General features: G+C 68.7%; 13 protein-coding genes. 8 read left to right on the top strand and 5 right to left on the bottom strand.

What is annotated here, in order from left to right:
- Positions 1–77: 77 nt before the first annotated feature.
- Complete coding sequence (locus AB4120_RS03815) at positions 78–1,625, top strand: methyl-accepting chemotaxis protein (RefSeq protein WP_149139085.1); 1,548 nt, start codon at positions 78–80, stop codon at positions 1,623–1,625.
- A 22-nt stretch (positions 1,626–1,647) separates the two neighbouring features.
- Here AB4120_RS03815 and AB4120_RS03810 read toward each other — a convergent pair whose 3' ends face one another.
- Entirely contained in the window at positions 1,648–2,241 is a 594-nt protein-coding gene (locus tag AB4120_RS03810) for a 2-hydroxychromene-2-carboxylate isomerase (protein WP_149139086.1), read from the bottom strand.
- A 58-nt stretch (positions 2,242–2,299) separates the two neighbouring features.
- Positions 2,300–3,028, bottom strand: coding sequence for an SDR family oxidoreductase (locus AB4120_RS03805; protein WP_149139087.1), 729 nt, complete (start codon positions 3,026–3,028; stop codon positions 2,300–2,302).
- Between the two features lie 134 nt (positions 3,029–3,162).
- On the opposite strand from AB4120_RS03805, the gene AB4120_RS03800 reads away from it, so the two are divergent.
- The 4 genes from AB4120_RS03800 (at position 3,163) to alaC (ending at position 6,492) form a co-directional block, all read left to right on the top strand.
- A complete protein-coding gene (locus AB4120_RS03800; protein ID WP_149139088.1) occupies positions 3,163–3,852 on the top strand; it encodes a PadR family transcriptional regulator in 690 nt (229 codons plus the stop codon).
- Positions 3,853–3,873: 21 nt separating this feature from the next.
- Positions 3,874–4,701 (top strand): siderophore-interacting protein, encoded by an 828-nt coding sequence (locus AB4120_RS03795; RefSeq protein ID WP_149139089.1) that lies wholly within the window; start codon positions 3,874–3,876, stop codon positions 4,699–4,701.
- Positions 4,702–4,770: 69 nt separating this feature from the next.
- Entirely contained in the window at positions 4,771–5,160 is a 390-nt protein-coding gene (locus tag AB4120_RS03790; RefSeq protein WP_149139090.1) for a hypothetical protein, read from the top strand.
- A gap of 117 nt (positions 5,161–5,277) precedes the next feature.
- A complete protein-coding gene (gene alaC / locus AB4120_RS03785) occupies positions 5,278–6,492 on the top strand; it encodes an alanine transaminase (protein WP_149139091.1) in 1,215 nt (404 codons plus the stop codon).
- 15 nt (positions 6,493–6,507) lie between these two features.
- On the opposite strand, the gene AB4120_RS03780 is transcribed toward alaC, so the two are convergent.
- Together AB4120_RS03780 and AB4120_RS03775 are read right to left on the bottom strand one after the other, a co-directional pair.
- The gene (locus tag AB4120_RS03780) at positions 6,508–7,476 is read right to left on the bottom strand and encodes a Bug family tripartite tricarboxylate transporter substrate binding protein (RefSeq protein ID WP_149139092.1); all 969 of its coding nucleotides are present in this window, start codon (positions 7,474–7,476) and stop codon (positions 6,508–6,510) included.
- A gap of 133 nt (positions 7,477–7,609) precedes the next feature.
- Positions 7,610–8,521, bottom strand: coding sequence for a LysR family transcriptional regulator (locus AB4120_RS03775; protein ID WP_144197165.1), 912 nt, complete (start codon positions 8,519–8,521; stop codon positions 7,610–7,612).
- Positions 8,522–8,776: 255 nt separating this feature from the next.
- Between AB4120_RS03775 and AB4120_RS03770 the strand changes: the two genes are divergently transcribed.
- From AB4120_RS03770 to AB4120_RS03760, 3 genes are read left to right on the top strand one after another with little or no spacing between them, the layout of a single operon-like run.
- Complete coding sequence (locus AB4120_RS03770) at positions 8,777–10,132, top strand: MmgE/PrpD family protein (protein WP_149139093.1); 1,356 nt, start codon at positions 8,777–8,779, stop codon at positions 10,130–10,132.
- Positions 10,133–10,159: 27 nt separating this feature from the next.
- Positions 10,160–12,298, top strand: a complete 2,139-nt coding sequence (locus tag AB4120_RS03765) for an acetate--CoA ligase family protein (protein ID WP_441641860.1) — start codon at positions 10,160–10,162, stop codon at positions 12,296–12,298.
- Between the two features lie 34 nt (positions 12,299–12,332).
- Positions 12,333–13,493, top strand: a complete 1,161-nt coding sequence (locus AB4120_RS03760) for an acyl-CoA dehydrogenase family protein (protein ID WP_149139095.1) — start codon at positions 12,333–12,335, stop codon at positions 13,491–13,493.
- A gap of 22 nt (positions 13,494–13,515) precedes the next feature.
- Here the strand turns inward: AB4120_RS03760 and AB4120_RS03755 are convergent, their stop codons facing one another.
- Positions 13,516–14,418: a LysR family transcriptional regulator gene (locus AB4120_RS03755; protein WP_149139096.1), complete on the bottom strand. Its 903-nt coding sequence runs from the start codon at positions 14,416–14,418 to the stop codon at positions 13,516–13,518.
- Positions 14,419–14,508 lie beyond the last annotated feature (90 nt).

Raw genomic sequence — 14,508 nt, 5'->3', positions numbered from 1 at the left:
AGGTGTTGCTCAAGGTTTAGGGGGGTGGGTCGTTAAGCCTGATCGGTACCCCTTCGATCCAACGAACAACCTGCCCCATGAACAACCTCAGTATTCGCCATGGCCTGCTGGCCACCCTGGTGGTCTTCGGACTGATGATCCTGTTTGGCGCCGCCCTGGGCGTGACCGAGCTGCGTGCAGCAAGCGGCGCTTCCGAGCGCATTCACGTGGTGGCCACGCGCGCCATGCTGATCAACGATGCCTACAAGGACATGACGCGCGCGCGCTCGGCCCTGACCCGCGCCTATAGCTCTGCCAAGGAGTCTGGCGCGGTGAACGCGGACGCCATCGCCAGCGCCGAGAAGTCGATGCGCAAGTCCGCCGATGAACTGAACGCCTTCGAGAAGGCCGCGCCCATCGAAGGCCAGGACGCCGGCACGCGCGACGAGATCATCGGCGCGGGCCGTGCCCATATGGATGCCGTGCAGCGGGCGCTCGAAGCGCTGCGCAGCAACGATCCGGCGGGTTACGCGGCGATCAACGACAAGGACATCACCGCCTCCGGCGCGAAGTACTCGGCCGGCGTGGAGCGCTTCCAGAAATTCGCCGAGCAGCATAACGACGAGGCCGTGGCCACGGGCCGCAGCCGCTTCCATCGCGTGCTGGTGCTGGTGGGGATTGGCCTGGTGGCGTCGGTGCTGCTGATCGTAGCGGTGCACGTGGCACTGCGCCGGCTGGTGGTGGCGCCGCTCAACGCGGCCTGCCAGCTGATCATGCGCGTGGCCGATGGCGACCTGACCATGACCGTGCCGCCGGCCGGCCGCAACGAGATTGGCCAACTGCTGGACGCGCTGGCCCGCATGCGCGCCGGCCTGACCGAGACCGTGCGCAAGGTGCGCGCGGGTTCCGATGCCGTGACCACCGGCGCGCGCGAGATCGCGGCGGGGAATACGGACCTGTCCTCGCGTACCGAGGAACAGTCGTCGGCGCTGGAGCAGACCGCCGCCAGCATGGAGGAGCTGACCTCCACCGTGGGCAACAACGCGGAGAGCGCCAGCCGTGCCAGCGCGCTGGCGCGCGACGCGGCGGACCTCGCCCAGCGCGGCGGCGATGTGGTGCGCGGCGTGGTGCAGACCATGAGCGACATCAACACGAGTTCGCAGAAGATCGTCGACATCATCGGCGTGATCGACGGCATTGCCTTCCAGACCAACATCCTCGCGCTCAACGCCGCCGTGGAAGCCGCGCGCGCGGGCGAGCAGGGCCGGGGCTTTGCCGTGGTGGCGGGCGAGGTGCGCGCGCTGGCGCAGCGCAGTGCCGGGGCGGCCAAGGAGATCAAGGCGCTGATCGATTCGTCGGTGGAACGCGTGGACGCCGGCAGCACCCAGGTGGAGCAGGCCGGCAACACCATCGGCGAGATTGTTGGCGCGGTGCAGCGGCTGGCGGCTACCGTCAACGAGATCTCGGCGGCGTCGCAGGAGCAGTCCAGCGGCATCACGCAGGTCAGCGAGGCGGTGTCCCAGATGGAGCAGGTCAACCAGCAGAACGCCGCGCTCGTGGAGCAGGCCGCCGCAGCGGCCGACTCGCTCGAGGCGCAGGCCAACCAGCTGGCGGCGGCCGTGACGGTGTTCCGTCTGGCGGCTTGACCCTTCCACGCATTGGCAGACCTCAGGCCGCCAGCCGTTCCTCCACGAACAGCAGGCGGTCGTTGCCCCAGAACAGCTCCCCATCGACGATAAAGCTGGGCGCGCCGAAAATGCCGCGCGCCACGGCTTCCTCCGTCACGCGCTTGAGTTCGGCCTTGACCTCAGGATCGTCCAGCATGGCCAGCGCCTGCCGGGGGTCCATCCCCGCCTCGACCAGCACCTTGCCGATCTCCTGCGGATCGTTGAGGTTGCGGCCGTCCTCCCACATCGCACGGAAGATCGCCTCCACGTAACGCGCAAAGGCGTCCGCGCCCTGGCGCTGGTAGCCGATGGCGCCGCGCATCAGCGCCAGCGTGTTGACCGGGAAATGGGGGTTGTGGCGGAACGGCACGTCGTAGCGGCGCGCCCAGCGCTCGGTGTCTGTCTTCGACCATTGCGACTTGAGCGGGATGTCGGCGGGACTGTGGTTGCCGGTGGCCTTGAACACGCCGCCCAGCAGCATCGGCCGCCAGACGATGGTGGCGCCGGTGCGCGCCGCCACGCGCGGCAGTTCCTTGTAGGCCAGGTAGGAATAGGGGCTGCCGAAGTCGAAGAAGAACTCCACCTGCTTGGTCATCGCATGTCTCCTTTGTAATGTGTGACAGTTGTCCGGGGCGGGGCGGGGTGGGGTGGGGCTACCAGTGCTCGATCCAGGGGCGGATGTCCAGCTCGTGGGTCCAGGCGTCGCGCGGCTGCTGGTGCAGCATCCAGTAGGTATCGGCGATGTGGTCCGGATTGACGATGCCGTCGCGCGCCTTGGCCGCGTAGCGGTCTGGAAAGTTCTCGCGGATAAAGGCGGTGTCGATGGCGGCATCGACAATCAGGTGGGCCACGTGAATCCCCTGCGGCCCCAGTTCGCGCGCCATGCTTTGCGCAAGCGCCCGCAGCGCGTGCTTGGCGCCGGCAAACGCGGACATGCCGTCGCGCCCGCGCACGCTGGCCGTGGCGCCGGTAAAGAAGATCGAGCCGCGCTGGCGCGGCAGCATCGCGCGTGCCGCCTCGCGGCCCATCAGGAAGCCGCCGAAGCAGGCCATCTCCCACACCTTGAAGTACACGCGCGAGGTGGTCTCCAGGATCGGAAAGTTGACGTTGGCGCCGATGTTGAACACGGCCACTTCCAGCGGGGCGATGTCGCGCTCGATGCGTTCGATCAGCGCCACGGTGTCTTCTTCCTTGCGGGCATCGCAGCCGAAGGCGTGGGCCTCGCCGCCTTCGGCGCGGATCTGGTCGACTAGCGGCGCGAGCTTGTCCGCGTTGCGCCGGGTCACGCAGGCGATATAGCCCTCGCGCGCAAAGCGTCGGGCAATGGCACCGCCTGTGGCGTCTCCGGCACCTACTACCAGGATGGCTTTCTTGTCGGGCATCGCGTCTCCTCCGTGGTTTGCGTCGCATTGTGACAGCAAAGGCAGAATCGCTTTGGGCTTGACTTTATATCGTACGATATATATCTTACGATACGTCTTACGATAGATTCGTGAACCCGACAACGGAGTGCAGCATGCGACATCTCTTTGGATTTCCCTTCGGTTCGCCCTTCGGTGACCATCACCATCATCGCGGCCACGATGGCTGCGCCCACCGCTTCGGCAAGCACGCCATGTCCCGCCGGGGCGGCGGTTTCTGGTCGCAGGGCGGCGGCCCGGACTTTGAGGGGGGCGATGGCTTCGATGGCGATAGCTGGCGCCGGGGCCGCAAGTTCAGCGCGGAAGACCTGCAACTGCTGCTGCTGTCGCTGCTCGAGGAAAAGCCGTCGCACGGCTATGAACTGATCAAGGCGCTGGAGGCGCGCACCGGCGGCTTCTACAAGCCGAGCCCGGGCGTGGTCTATCCCGCGCTGACCTTCCTTGAAGACCTCGGCTACGCCACGGTCATCACCGAAGGCAACAAGAAGCGCTATGAACTGGCCGATGCGGGCCGCGCCTACCTGGCGGAGAACCGCGAGCGGCTGGAGCACATGGTCGCCCGGCTGCGCCACGTGGCGCGCAAGATGGACTTCATGCGCCGCGCCATGAGCGGCGAGTCCCAGCGCGAGCCGGAGCAGGGCGGCTGGCTGCCCGAGTTCGTGGAGGCGCGCCTGCGCATCAAGCGCGCGCTGACCCAGCGCAGCGAGGCCTCCGCCGACGAACAGCGCCGCATCGCCGCGATCCTGGCCCGCGCCGCCGACGAGATCGAAGCCGGCCAGCCCTGAACCTCTTCCATAAGTTATTCCATGACGATTTCCCGTGACCTGACGGTCCAGCGCGTGCGCCATCCGCTCAAGATGCGCCTGCTCCAGGTGCTGCGCACCCAACTGGTGTCCCCGCAGCTGCTGCGCGTGACACTCGGCGGCGACGATCTGGCCGATTTCACCTCCGGCTCCTTCGACGACCATATCAAGGTGTTCTTCCCCGCGCCCGGCGCCGAGCGTCCGGTGCTGCCAGTGGTAGGCCCGGACGGCATCGTGTTCCCCGAGGGCCAGCCGCGCCCGCAGGCGCGCGACTACACGCCGCGCCGCTACGACCCCGTGGCGCGCGAGCTGGACATCGAATTCGTGCTCCATGGCGACGGCCCCGCCTCCACGTGGGCCGCGCAGGCCCGGGCGGGGCAGTATCTGGGCGTGGGCGGGCCGCGCGGTTCGTTCGTGATTCCGGCCGAATTCGACTGGCACCTGCTGATCGGCGATGACACGGCGCTGCCGGCCATCGCCCGGCGCGTGGAGGAACTGGGGCCCGATGCCCAGGTGATCGTGGTGGCCGAGGTGACCAGCGCCAAGGCGCAGATCCCGCTCGCCGTGGGGCCGCGCGCGCAGGTGCATTGGCTGCATCGGGAAGATCAGCCCGAAGTTCGCGTCCCGGAAGGCAGCCTGCTGGCCCCGGCGCTGCAATCGGTGAACCTGCCCGCAGGCGAAGGCTATGTCTGGGCGGCCGGCGAGGGCGCCGCGATGCGCGCCGTGCGCCAACACCTGGTGGGCGAGCGCGGCGTGGACAAGGCCCGCATCCGCGCATCGGCCTACTGGAAGCGCGGCAACGCGGCCGTGCACGAGACCCTCGACGATTAAGCTCGCCGGGTTTGGACGGGCGGCGTGCGCCGGCTACACTGGCTGGATGCCAACCGCCCGGGATGTGCCATGCCGCTGAAGCGCCTGACCCTGCTGTCGATTGCTGCTGCCGTGGTCATGACCACCGCCGCCTGTGCCCCGGATGCGGTGCGCAACGTCGAGGCCAAGGGCTTCAACGCCTATCTCGACACCGTCCAGACGGCGTGCGCCAATACGCGCCTGGGCTCGCACCCGCTCGGCGAGTGGCTGCGCAGCGGCGGCGACGACAGCGACAGTGACTACGTGTTCTGGCTCGACCAGACCTCCCGGCTCTACTACCAGCGCATCAGCGTGCCGCAGTACCGGAGTTCCATCGCCGGGGCCATGGGCGGCGACAAGGCCAACGCCGCCGCGCTCGACTGCATCGTCCGCCACCTGCCGCCGGATCGCCCCACCAAGCTGCCCGGCGGGCTGCTGTAGTAAAAAAGCCCGTTGTGCAAACGGGCAAGGCTGGATAAGATCGATTCCCGGTGGCCGAGACAACGGCCGCCGACGTCGCTCGGACGGTTCCGGGCGCTTACGTAAAGGACTCCCGCCATGACTGCCGATTCCGGCAAGCGCCGCTTTGCGCGCATCGATCGCCTTCCCCCGTACGTCTTCAACATTACTGCCGAGCTCAAGATGGCCGCCCGCCGCCGTGGCGAGGACATCGTCGACATGAGCATGGGCAACCCCGATGGCGCCACGCCGCCCCATATCGTGGCCAAGCTCGTGGATGCCGCGCAGCGGCCGGACACGCACGGCTATTCGGCCTCGAAGGGCATTCCCCGGCTGCGCCGCGCCATCTCGCACTGGTACCGCGAGCGCTATGACGTGGAGATCGATCCGGACAAGGAGGCCATCGTCACCATCGGCTCCAAGGAGGGCCTCGCCCACCTGATGCTGGCCACGCTGGACCGGGGCGACACCGTGCTGGTGCCGGACCCGAGCTACCCGATCCACATCTACGGCGCGGTCATCGCCGGCGCCGACATCCGCTCGGTGCCGCTCACGCCGGGCATCGACTTCTTCGCCGAACTGGAACGCGCCATCCGCGGCAGCTACCCGAAGCCCAAGATGATCGTGCTCGGCTTCCCGTCGAACCCGACGGCGGCCTGCGTGGAACTGGACTTTTTCGAGCGGGTGATCGCGCTGGCGCGCAAGCACGACATCTTCGTGGTGCACGACCTGGCCTACGCCGACATCGTGTTCGATGGCTGGAAGGCTCCGTCGATCATGCAGGTGCCGGGCGCCAAGGACATCGCGGTGGAATTCTTCACGCTCTCCAAGAGCTACAACATGGCGGGCTGGCGCATCGGCTTCATGGTCGGCAACCCGGACCTCGTGGCCGCCTTGACGCGCATCAAGAGCTACCACGACTACGGCACCTTCACGCCGCTCCAGGTGGCCGCAATTGCCGCGCTGGAGGGCGACCAGCAGTGCGTGAAGGACATCGCCGCCCAGTACCAGTCCCGCCGCGACGTGCTGGCCAAGGGCCTGATCGAAGCCGGCTGGCCCGTGGAGATTTCCAAGGCGTCGATGTACATCTGGGCCCGCATTCCCGAGCCCTACCGCGCGCTGGGCTCCCTCGAGTTCGCCAAGCAGCTGCTGGCAAAGGCCAAGGTATCGGTCTCGCCAGGCATCGGCTTTGGCGACTACGGCGACGAATACGTCCGCTTCGCCCTGATCGAAAACGAATCCCGCATCCGCCAGGCCGTCAGGGGCATCAAGGCGATGTTCCGGGCGGATGGGTTGGTTGGGGTGGGGGGGTAGCCCCACCCCAACACCTCAATCGATCCGCGCCCCCGACTGGATCACCACGGGCTTCCATTGCTCGTATTCGGCCAGCACGAACTTGCCGAAGGCTTCCGGGGCCAGTTGCATGGCCTCGGCGCCTTGCTGGGACATCTTCGTGCGCACTTCCGGCTTGTTCAGCGCATCGCTGACCGCCTTGTTGAGCGTGGCGACGATGGCCTTGGGCGTGCCCTTGGGGGCGAACAGCCCGAACCACGCGCCGGTAACCAGGTTTGGCACGCCGGCCTCGGCCATGGTGGGGATGTCCGGCAGGGCGGCGGAGCGCTTGCGCGAGGTCACCGCCAGCGGGCGCAGCGCGCCGCCCCGGATGTGCGAGATCACTGACGGAAGCGTCGCGAACATGAACTGCACGCGGCCGGCCAGCAGGTCGTTCAGCGCATCGGCGCCCTTGTACGGCACGTGGGTAGTCTTCACGCCGGTGCGCGCGTTGAACAGCACGCCGGAGAGATGCGCCGCCGTACCCACCCCAGTCGAACAGAAATTCAGCGTGTTGGGGTGCGCTTTGGCATAGGCCACCAGATCCTGCACGGACTTCACCGGCAGCGTGGGGCTGACCACGAGCACGTTCGGCACGTCCGCGATGGGCGCCACGGCGGTGAGGTCCGTCTGCGGATTGACCTTGAGCTTGCTGTAGAGCGTGGGATTGATTGCCACCGGGCCGACCGAGGTGGCCAGCAGCGTGTAGCCGTCCGGGTCGCTGCGGCCGACGTAGTCCGTGCCGATATTGCCGCCGGCGCCGGGCCGGTTCTCCACCACCACGCTCTGGCCGAGCGTCTGGCCAAGCTGCTGGGCGACTTCGCGCGCCAGGATGTCAGTGGTGCCGCCGGCGGTGAAGGCCACCACCATGCGTACCGGCTTGGACGGGTAGGCTTGCTGGGCGCCCGCCGTGGCGGCGCAGCACAGCAGCAGGCCGGCGGCCGTGCGCCGCAGGATCTTGTTCATGGCTGTCTCCGAATCGTGTCGTTATGTCAGCCATGTTAGGAAGCCGCCAGCCGCCAGCTTTGAAAAAAGAGCAACGCAGCGTTCTTTGCGCGCATGGCGGAAAACCCTGAGCCCGCCGCCGGCTGAATGCCGCCTACCTTGGTTTCTGGAAGTGCTGCTCCATCGCCGCGCAGCGGCTCAGGTACTCCAGCAGCCGTCCCACGCCCGCCGGCAGGCAGTCCTTGTCGCGCACGCACACGTAGAAATCCCGCACGGCCCAGGCATCGTTCAGCGTCAACAGGGACAGGCCCATCATCGCCAGGTAGTTCCGGGCGATGCCCTCGGGCACCACGGCAATGCCGAGCCCCTCGCGCACCATGCGGCAGCGCGCCTCGAAGTTCGACACCTGGGTCTTCACGGTCAGCGGCCGGGAGATGGTGCCGGACACCAGCGTCAGGAAGGCATCGAAGGTATGGCGCGGGAAGTAGCCGAGGAAGTCGTAGTCGAGCGCCTCTTCCAGCAGCAGCGCGCCCTTGGCCTCCAGCGGATGCCCGCGCGGCACCACCAGCCCCACGCGGTCCTTGCGGTACGGCAGCGAGTACACGCCGGGGCTGGGGCTGCGCGCGTGATAGATGCCGATGTCCACGTCGCCGTTGGAGACCATGCGCGGAATATCCACGCTGAAGGACTCCACCAGGTCGATGCGCGCCTCCGGGTCGTGCTTGAGATAGCCGCTGATATCGGTGGGCAGGAACTGGAGCACCGTGGAGCGGTTGGAAGCCAGGCGGATCTTGGCGATGCCGTCGGTCGAGTAGGCCGCCAGCGCGTCCTGCGCCAGCTGCACGCTGCGCACGATGGCCTTGGCGCGCTGGTAAAGCATGGCGCCGGCCGGCGTGGGCTCCACGCCCCGGCCATGGCGACGCAGCAGGGCGGTACCGGCACGGCGCTCCAGTTCGGCAATGCGCTTGCTGGCGGCGGAAGTGACGAGGTTCTCGCGTTCCGCGGCGCGCGAGAGGCTTTTCTCCTCGACGGCGGCGATCAGGATGGCGAGCGAGGGGATATCCATGTCCATGGGCGCGGGCGTTCTCCAGACGGAAAGGGTTGCCGGGGCGCGCGGCCGGGCGATCGATCTGGCGATGCGGGTTTTCCCGGAATCGCAGGGCATCGGCGCACGGCGCGCCTGCGGAGTATGCACCGGCCCCGCACGCCCTGGAATACACGGTGTGGCGCGGGAGCGTTCTCCAAATGTCAAAGCTCGCGCCGGCGGCGTCCCTACCATGTGAAGCATTCCCATGAGGAACCCGAACGAGGAGCCGCTGCAATGCTGATAGACGAATTCGCCACCTACGTGGGCCGTGCCGCCACGGCGGAACTACCCGGCCCGGTGCTGCATCACGCACGCCGCGCCGTGATCGACTGGTTTGCCGCGCTGCTGGCCGGCGTGCCGATGGCGCCGGGGCAGCCGCTGGTGCGGGCCCATCGCGCGGAGCTGGGCGTGGGGACGTCCACGGTGATTGGCCACGCCACCACGGCGTTTCCGGCGCTGGCGGCGTGGATCAATGGCAGCGCGTCTCACGCGGCCGAGTTCGACGACATCTTCCGCGATGCCGTCTACCACCCGGGCTGCCCGACCATCGCCGCGGCGCTGGCACTGGCCGAGCAGGCCGACGCCAGCGGCACTGACTTCCTGCGCGCCGTGATTGCCGGCTACGAAGTCTCCACGCGCATCGGCGCCGCGATCCAGCCGGCGCACTATCGCTATTTCCACACCACCGGCACGGTCGGCTGCCTGGGCGCGGCGGCGGCCGGCGCGCTGCTGGCGGCGCCCGGCGATGCGCGCGTGGCCGCCGACGCCATGGCCACGGCCACGACCTTCGCCTCGGGCCTTCAGCAGGCGTTCCGCTCCGATGCCATGACCAAGGCGCTCCACGCCGGCCATGCCGCGCAGGTGGGTGTGCAGGCGGCCCAGGCTGCCGCGCACGGCGTGAACGGCGTGCATGACATCCTCGAAGGCGACGCCGGCTTCGGCGCCGCGCTGTGCGGCCAGCCCGACTGGCGCGACGTCACCGCCGGCCTCGGCACCGACTTCAACATCACGCGGATGACCCAGAAGAACCACGGCTGCTGCGGCCACACCTTCGCCGCCATCGATGCCGCGATGCAGATCGTGCGCGATCACGGGCTCGACCCGGCCCACATCGCCGCCGTGCGCGTGGCGACCTACCAGGTGGCGCTCGACGTCACCGGCAATTTCCAGCCGACCACGGCGTTCGAGGCCCGCTTCAGCCTGCCCTATGTGGTGGCGCACGGCCTGCTGCACGGCGCGGTGCGGCTCGATGCCTTCCAGCCCCAGCGCATGGCCGACCCCGCCATCCGCGCGCTGATGACGCGTATCACGCTGACCGCCGATGCCGAGCTGACCGCCGCCTTCCCGCGCCAGCGCGCCGCGCGCGTGGAGATCGAGATGGCCGATGGCAGCCGGCATGCCCACTTCGCCCCGTACCGCCGGGGCGACCCCGAGGCGCCGCTCGATGACGCCATGCTGACCGACAAGTTCATGGAACTCGGCGCGCCCGTGATCGGCGCCGGCCCCGCCACACGCCTGCTGGACGCGCTCTGGCAACTCGGCGACCGCCCCGTGCGGGCGCTCGGCCTCGGCCAGCTGCGCGCCGGCTGACCCGCAACCCTTCAGACAGATACCAATATGACGAGAGTGGACGAACACGTGGCGCCGGACGCGACGGTGACCGGCAGCGCGCTGGCCCGCGCGCTGTTCACGCCGGCCGCCGTGGCGCTGGTGGGCGCCTCGGCCGACGAGAGCAAGAACACCGCCCGGCCGCTGCGCTTCATGCGCAAGCACGGGTATTCGGGCCGCATCTTCCCGATCAACGCCGGTCGCACCGAGGTGATGGGCCTGCCCGCCTACCCGAGCGTGGCTGCGCTGCCGGAGGCCATCGACCACGCCTTTGTGATGGTGCCGGGCCGCCATGTGCCCGAGGTGCTGGAGCAATGCGCGGCGCGCGGCGCCAGCGTGGTGACGGTGTTTTCCGATGGCTTTGCCGAACTGGGCGAGGCCGGCATGGCCGCCCAGCAGGCGCTGGCCGTGCGCGCCCGGGAGCTGGGCGTGCGGCTGCTCGGCCCGAACAGCATCGGCGTGGTGGACGTGCACAGCGGCGCCATTCTCTCCGTGAACGCCGTGCTGGAGACCGACACGCTGCACGCGGGCGGCATCAGCGTGATTTCGCAGAGCGGGTCGATGCTGGGCGCGCTGCTGTCGCGCGGCGCGGCGCGCGGGCTCGGCTTTGCCAAGCTGGTGTCGGTGGGTAACGAGGCAGATATCGGCGTGGGCGAACTGGTCGACCTGATGGTCGATGACAGCGCCACCGAGGTGATTCTGCTGTTCCTGGAGACCATCCGCGACGCCGCCGTGCTCGGCCCGGCGCTGCGCCGCGCGCGTGCCGCCGGCAAGCCGGTGCTGGTCTACAAGCTGGGCCGTTCCGCGCAGGGCGAGGCGCTGGCGCAGTCCCACACCGGCGCGCTGGCCGGCAACGACGCCGCCGTGGATGCCTTCCTGCGCAAGCACGGCGCGATGCGCGTGGAGATGCTGGAGACGCTGTTCGAAGCCGCGCCGCTGGCGCGCCGCTACGCCGCCGCCATCCCGGCGCTGGACCGCAACCCCCGCATCGCCGTGGTCACCACCACGGGTGGCGGCGCGGCCACGGTGGTGGACCGGCTCGGCCTGGCTGACGTGGAGGCCGTGGCGCCGCCCACGGCCTTCATCGAACACATGGCCGCGCGCGGCTTGAAGATCCGCCAGACGCCGATCCTGGACCTGACGCTGGCCGCCTCGCCGGCACAGTACCGTGACCTCGTGGAGCAGATGCTCCAGAGCGACTGGTGCGATGCGGTGCTGTGCGTGGCGGGCTCGTCGGCGCAGTTCCATCCCGCGTACGCGGTGCGGCCGATCGTCGAGGCCTCGGCGGTGCAGGGCAAGCCGCTGCTGGCTTTCCTGGCCCCGGAGGCCGGACAGTCGCTGACGCTGTTGCAGGAAGCCGGCGTGCCGGCGTTTCGCACCCCAGAGTCCTGCGCGGACGCGCTGGCCTGCCTGTTCCGCGCCGCGCGCGCGCCGCTGGCCGCTGGCACGCCGCCCGCGCCCGTGGCGTGGCCGGACGGCTTGCCGACACATGGCGACCTGTCCGAGTTCGAGGCTGCCGCCGCGTTTGGCGAGCTGGGCGTGCCGATTGCCCCGATGGCGCTGGTGCAGCCCAACGCGTTGCAGCACGCGGTGCCGTACCCGGTGGTCGCCAAGATCTGCTCGCGCGACATCCTGCACAAGACCGAAATCGGCGGCGTGGAGGTGGGTGTGCGTGACAACGAGGAACTGGCCCGCGCGGCGGCGCGGCTGATCGACAACGCCGGGCGGGGCGCTCCCGCCGCGCGCCTGGACGGCATTCTGGTCCAACGCATGGAACACCGGCTGCTGGAGCTGATGCTCGGCTACCGGCACGACCCGCTGGTTGGCCCGATGGTGATGCTGAGCGCGGGCGGCATTACGGCGGAACTGCACCGGGATGTAAGCCTGCGGCCCGCGCCGGTCAGCCTTGAGGAGGCTCACGCCATGATCGGCGAGGTGCGGTCCACGCGCCTGATCCGGGGTTTCCGTGGCCTGCCGCGCGGCGATGTGGACGCGCTGGCGCGCGCCATTGTCGATGTTTCCCGGCTGGCGGTGGTGCAGGGCGTACGCATCGACGAAGCCGAGATCAACCCCTTGTTCGTGCGCGCCGAGGGCGTGGTCGGGGTCGACTGCGTGCTGCGGCTCAGCGCCATGCCCAGCGCGGCGTAATCATCAAACATTTCGGAAATTTCGGAGACTGAACATGAATTTCACCCTCACCCCTGAACAGCAGGAGTTCCAGGACGCCGTCAGCCGCTTTGCCGAGAAGGAACTGCGCCCCGGCGCCCATCAGCGCGCCCATACCGATGCCTACCCCTGGGACGTGGCGAAGAAGATGGCCGCGCAGGGCCTGCTCGGCATCACCATTGCCGAGGCCGATGGCGGGCAGGGCGGCACGCTGATGGACGCCATCATCGCCATCCAGGCCGTGGCGGCGCACTGCCCGCGCAGTGCCGACGTGATCCAGGCCGGTAACTTCGGCGCGATCCGCGTGCTGGCCCAGTACGGCTCGGCGGCGCAGAAGGCCAAGTGGCTGGCCCCGCTGCTGGAAGGTGGCGCGCTGATCTCGGTGGGCATGACCGAGCCGGAGGCCGGCTCCGCCGTGACCGAGCTGAAGACCAGCGCCACGCCGGACGGCGCGGGCTTCCGCATCAACGGTAGCAAGGTCTTCACCACGCACGGCCCCCATGCGGACGTGATCCTGGCCTACGTGCGCTTCGGCCCGGGCGTGGGCGGCATCGGCTCGGTGCTGATCGACACCAAGGCGCCGGGCGTGCGCATCGGCCAGCGCTCGAAATTCATGTCGGGCGAGGAGTGGGCGCAGATCTATTTCGACGACGTGTACGTGGCGCCCGAGGACGTGCTGCTGGGCGAGGGCGGCTTCAAGAAGCAGATTGCCGGCTTCAACGTGGAGCGGATGGGCAACACGGCGCGCTCGCTGGCGCTGGGCCGCTATGCGTACGAGGAAGCGCGCCAGTGGGCCATGCAGCGCAAGCAGTTCGGGCGCCTGCTGTGCGAGTTCCAGGGCCTGCAATGGAAGTTCGCCGAGATGAAGATGAAGCTCGACGCCGGCCAGTTGCTGCTCTACCGTGCCGCCGCCAATGCCGACAGCGGCATCCCGTCCGCCGAGGAGACCGCGATTGCCAAGGCGTTCTGCAACCAGGCCGGCTTCGATATCGCCAACGAGGCCATCCAGGTGATGGGCGGCATGGGCTACAGCCAGGAAGCGCTGGTGGAATACTGCCAGCGCCGCTGCCGGGGCTGGATGATCGCCGGCGGCTCGATCGAAATCCTCAAGAACCGCATCGCCGAATCGGTGTTCGAGCGGACGTTCTCGCAGCGGCCCGAGCGCGCGCGGGCCTGAGCCCGGCCCCCGGCCCGACTGATCAGAAATAGCCGATAAACCGCGCCATGATCGGCGACAGGGGGCCGGCGCGGTGGGCCATCAGCACGCGGCTGCCGGCGTCCGGGCCGGCCAGCGGCAGGTAAGCCACGCCGGGGATGCCGGTGCGCGCGTAGATCTCGGGCAGCACGGACACGCCGGCGCCGCTGGCCACCAGCCCGATGATGGTGGTGGCCTCGCGCGCCTCCTGCGCGACGTTGGGCGCGTAACCGGCCCGGTTGCACAGCGTGGTCACATGGTCGAACAGCCCGCAGCCCAGCCCGCGCGGGAACAGCAGGAAGCGTTCGGCGGACAGCTCGGCGATGTCGATGCCCGGCGCGCCGCCCTCGTCATGGTTGCCTTCGCGCGTCAGCGCATGGCTGACGGGCACCACGGCCACGAGGCGGTCTGCCAGCACTTCCCGCACCGTAATGCTGGCCGGCGGCCGGAACTGTGGGGACGGTCGCAGAAAGCCGATGTCGATCTCGCCCTGCTCGAGCTGCTGAAGCTGCTGCCCGGTCGACATATGCACCAGTTGCAGCGTGGCATTGCGGTGCGCCTCGCGGAACTGATGCACGGCGCGCGGAAAGACGTCGTGCATCGGCACGGATGCCGTGAATCCCACCCGAATCTCCCCGGCATCGCCCGATGCCACCTGCTTCACCACCTCGCGCGCCTGATCCAGCGTGGCCAGCGCGTCGCGGGCCTTGTCCAGGAACAGCGCCCCGGCGGGCGTCAGCGCCACGTGATGGCGGGAGCGTTCGAGCAGCGCACTGCCCAATTCCTCCTCCAAAGCCTTGATCTGGATGCTGAGTGGCGGCTGGCTCACATGCAGCTTGCGGGCAGCCTCGCTGAAGCTCAACGCCTCAGCCACGGCCACGAAATATCGGAGTTGGCGAAAGTCCATGATTCGAAATCGAAATAACAAGCCATCTGAAAACATATTGGACAGTATCACGATGGCTGCACAGAATGGGCGCACGTTCAAAGAAAACCT

Source organism: Cupriavidus sp. 2KB_3 (assembly GCF_052115685.1).
In the GTDB taxonomy this organism is placed as follows: Bacteria; Pseudomonadota; Gammaproteobacteria; order Burkholderiales; family Burkholderiaceae; genus Cupriavidus; species Cupriavidus campinensis.
Note: the sequence above shows the minus strand (reverse complement) of the source record. Positions and strands in the feature narration are given on the sequence as shown.

Excerpts from the sequence above, each read along its gene's own strand:
- AB4120_RS03805 (WP_149139087.1), bottom strand. The coding sequence starts at position 3,028 with ATGCCCGACAAGAAAGCCATCCTGGTAGTAGGTGCCGGAGACGCCACA.
- AB4120_RS03775 (WP_144197165.1), bottom strand. The coding sequence starts at position 8,521 with ATGGATATCCCCTCGCTCGCCATCCTGATCGCCGCCGTCGAGGAGAAA.
- AB4120_RS03770 (WP_149139093.1), top strand. The coding sequence starts at position 8,777 with ATGCTGATAGACGAATTCGCCACCTACGTGGGCCGTGCCGCCACGGCG.
- AB4120_RS03815 (WP_149139085.1), top strand. The coding sequence starts at position 78 with ATGAACAACCTCAGTATTCGCCATGGCCTGCTGGCCACCCTGGTGGTC.
- AB4120_RS03755 (WP_149139096.1), bottom strand. The coding sequence starts at position 14,418 with ATGGACTTTCGCCAACTCCGATATTTCGTGGCCGTGGCTGAGGCGTTG.
- AB4120_RS03760 (WP_149139095.1), top strand. The coding sequence starts at position 12,333 with ATGAATTTCACCCTCACCCCTGAACAGCAGGAGTTCCAGGACGCCGTC.
- AB4120_RS03810 (WP_149139086.1), bottom strand. The coding sequence starts at position 2,241 with ATGACCAAGCAGGTGGAGTTCTTCTTCGACTTCGGCAGCCCCTATTCC.
- AB4120_RS03780 (WP_149139092.1), bottom strand. The coding sequence starts at position 7,476 with ATGAACAAGATCCTGCGGCGCACGGCCGCCGGCCTGCTGCTGTGCTGC.
- AB4120_RS03790 (WP_149139090.1), top strand. The coding sequence starts at position 4,771 with ATGCCGCTGAAGCGCCTGACCCTGCTGTCGATTGCTGCTGCCGTGGTC.
- alaC (WP_149139091.1), top strand. The coding sequence starts at position 5,278 with ATGACTGCCGATTCCGGCAAGCGCCGCTTTGCGCGCATCGATCGCCTT.
- AB4120_RS03765 (WP_441641860.1), top strand. The coding sequence starts at position 10,160 with ATGACGAGAGTGGACGAACACGTGGCGCCGGACGCGACGGTGACCGGC.
- AB4120_RS03800 (WP_149139088.1), top strand. The coding sequence starts at position 3,163 with ATGCGACATCTCTTTGGATTTCCCTTCGGTTCGCCCTTCGGTGACCAT.
- AB4120_RS03795 (WP_149139089.1), top strand. The coding sequence starts at position 3,874 with ATGACGATTTCCCGTGACCTGACGGTCCAGCGCGTGCGCCATCCGCTC.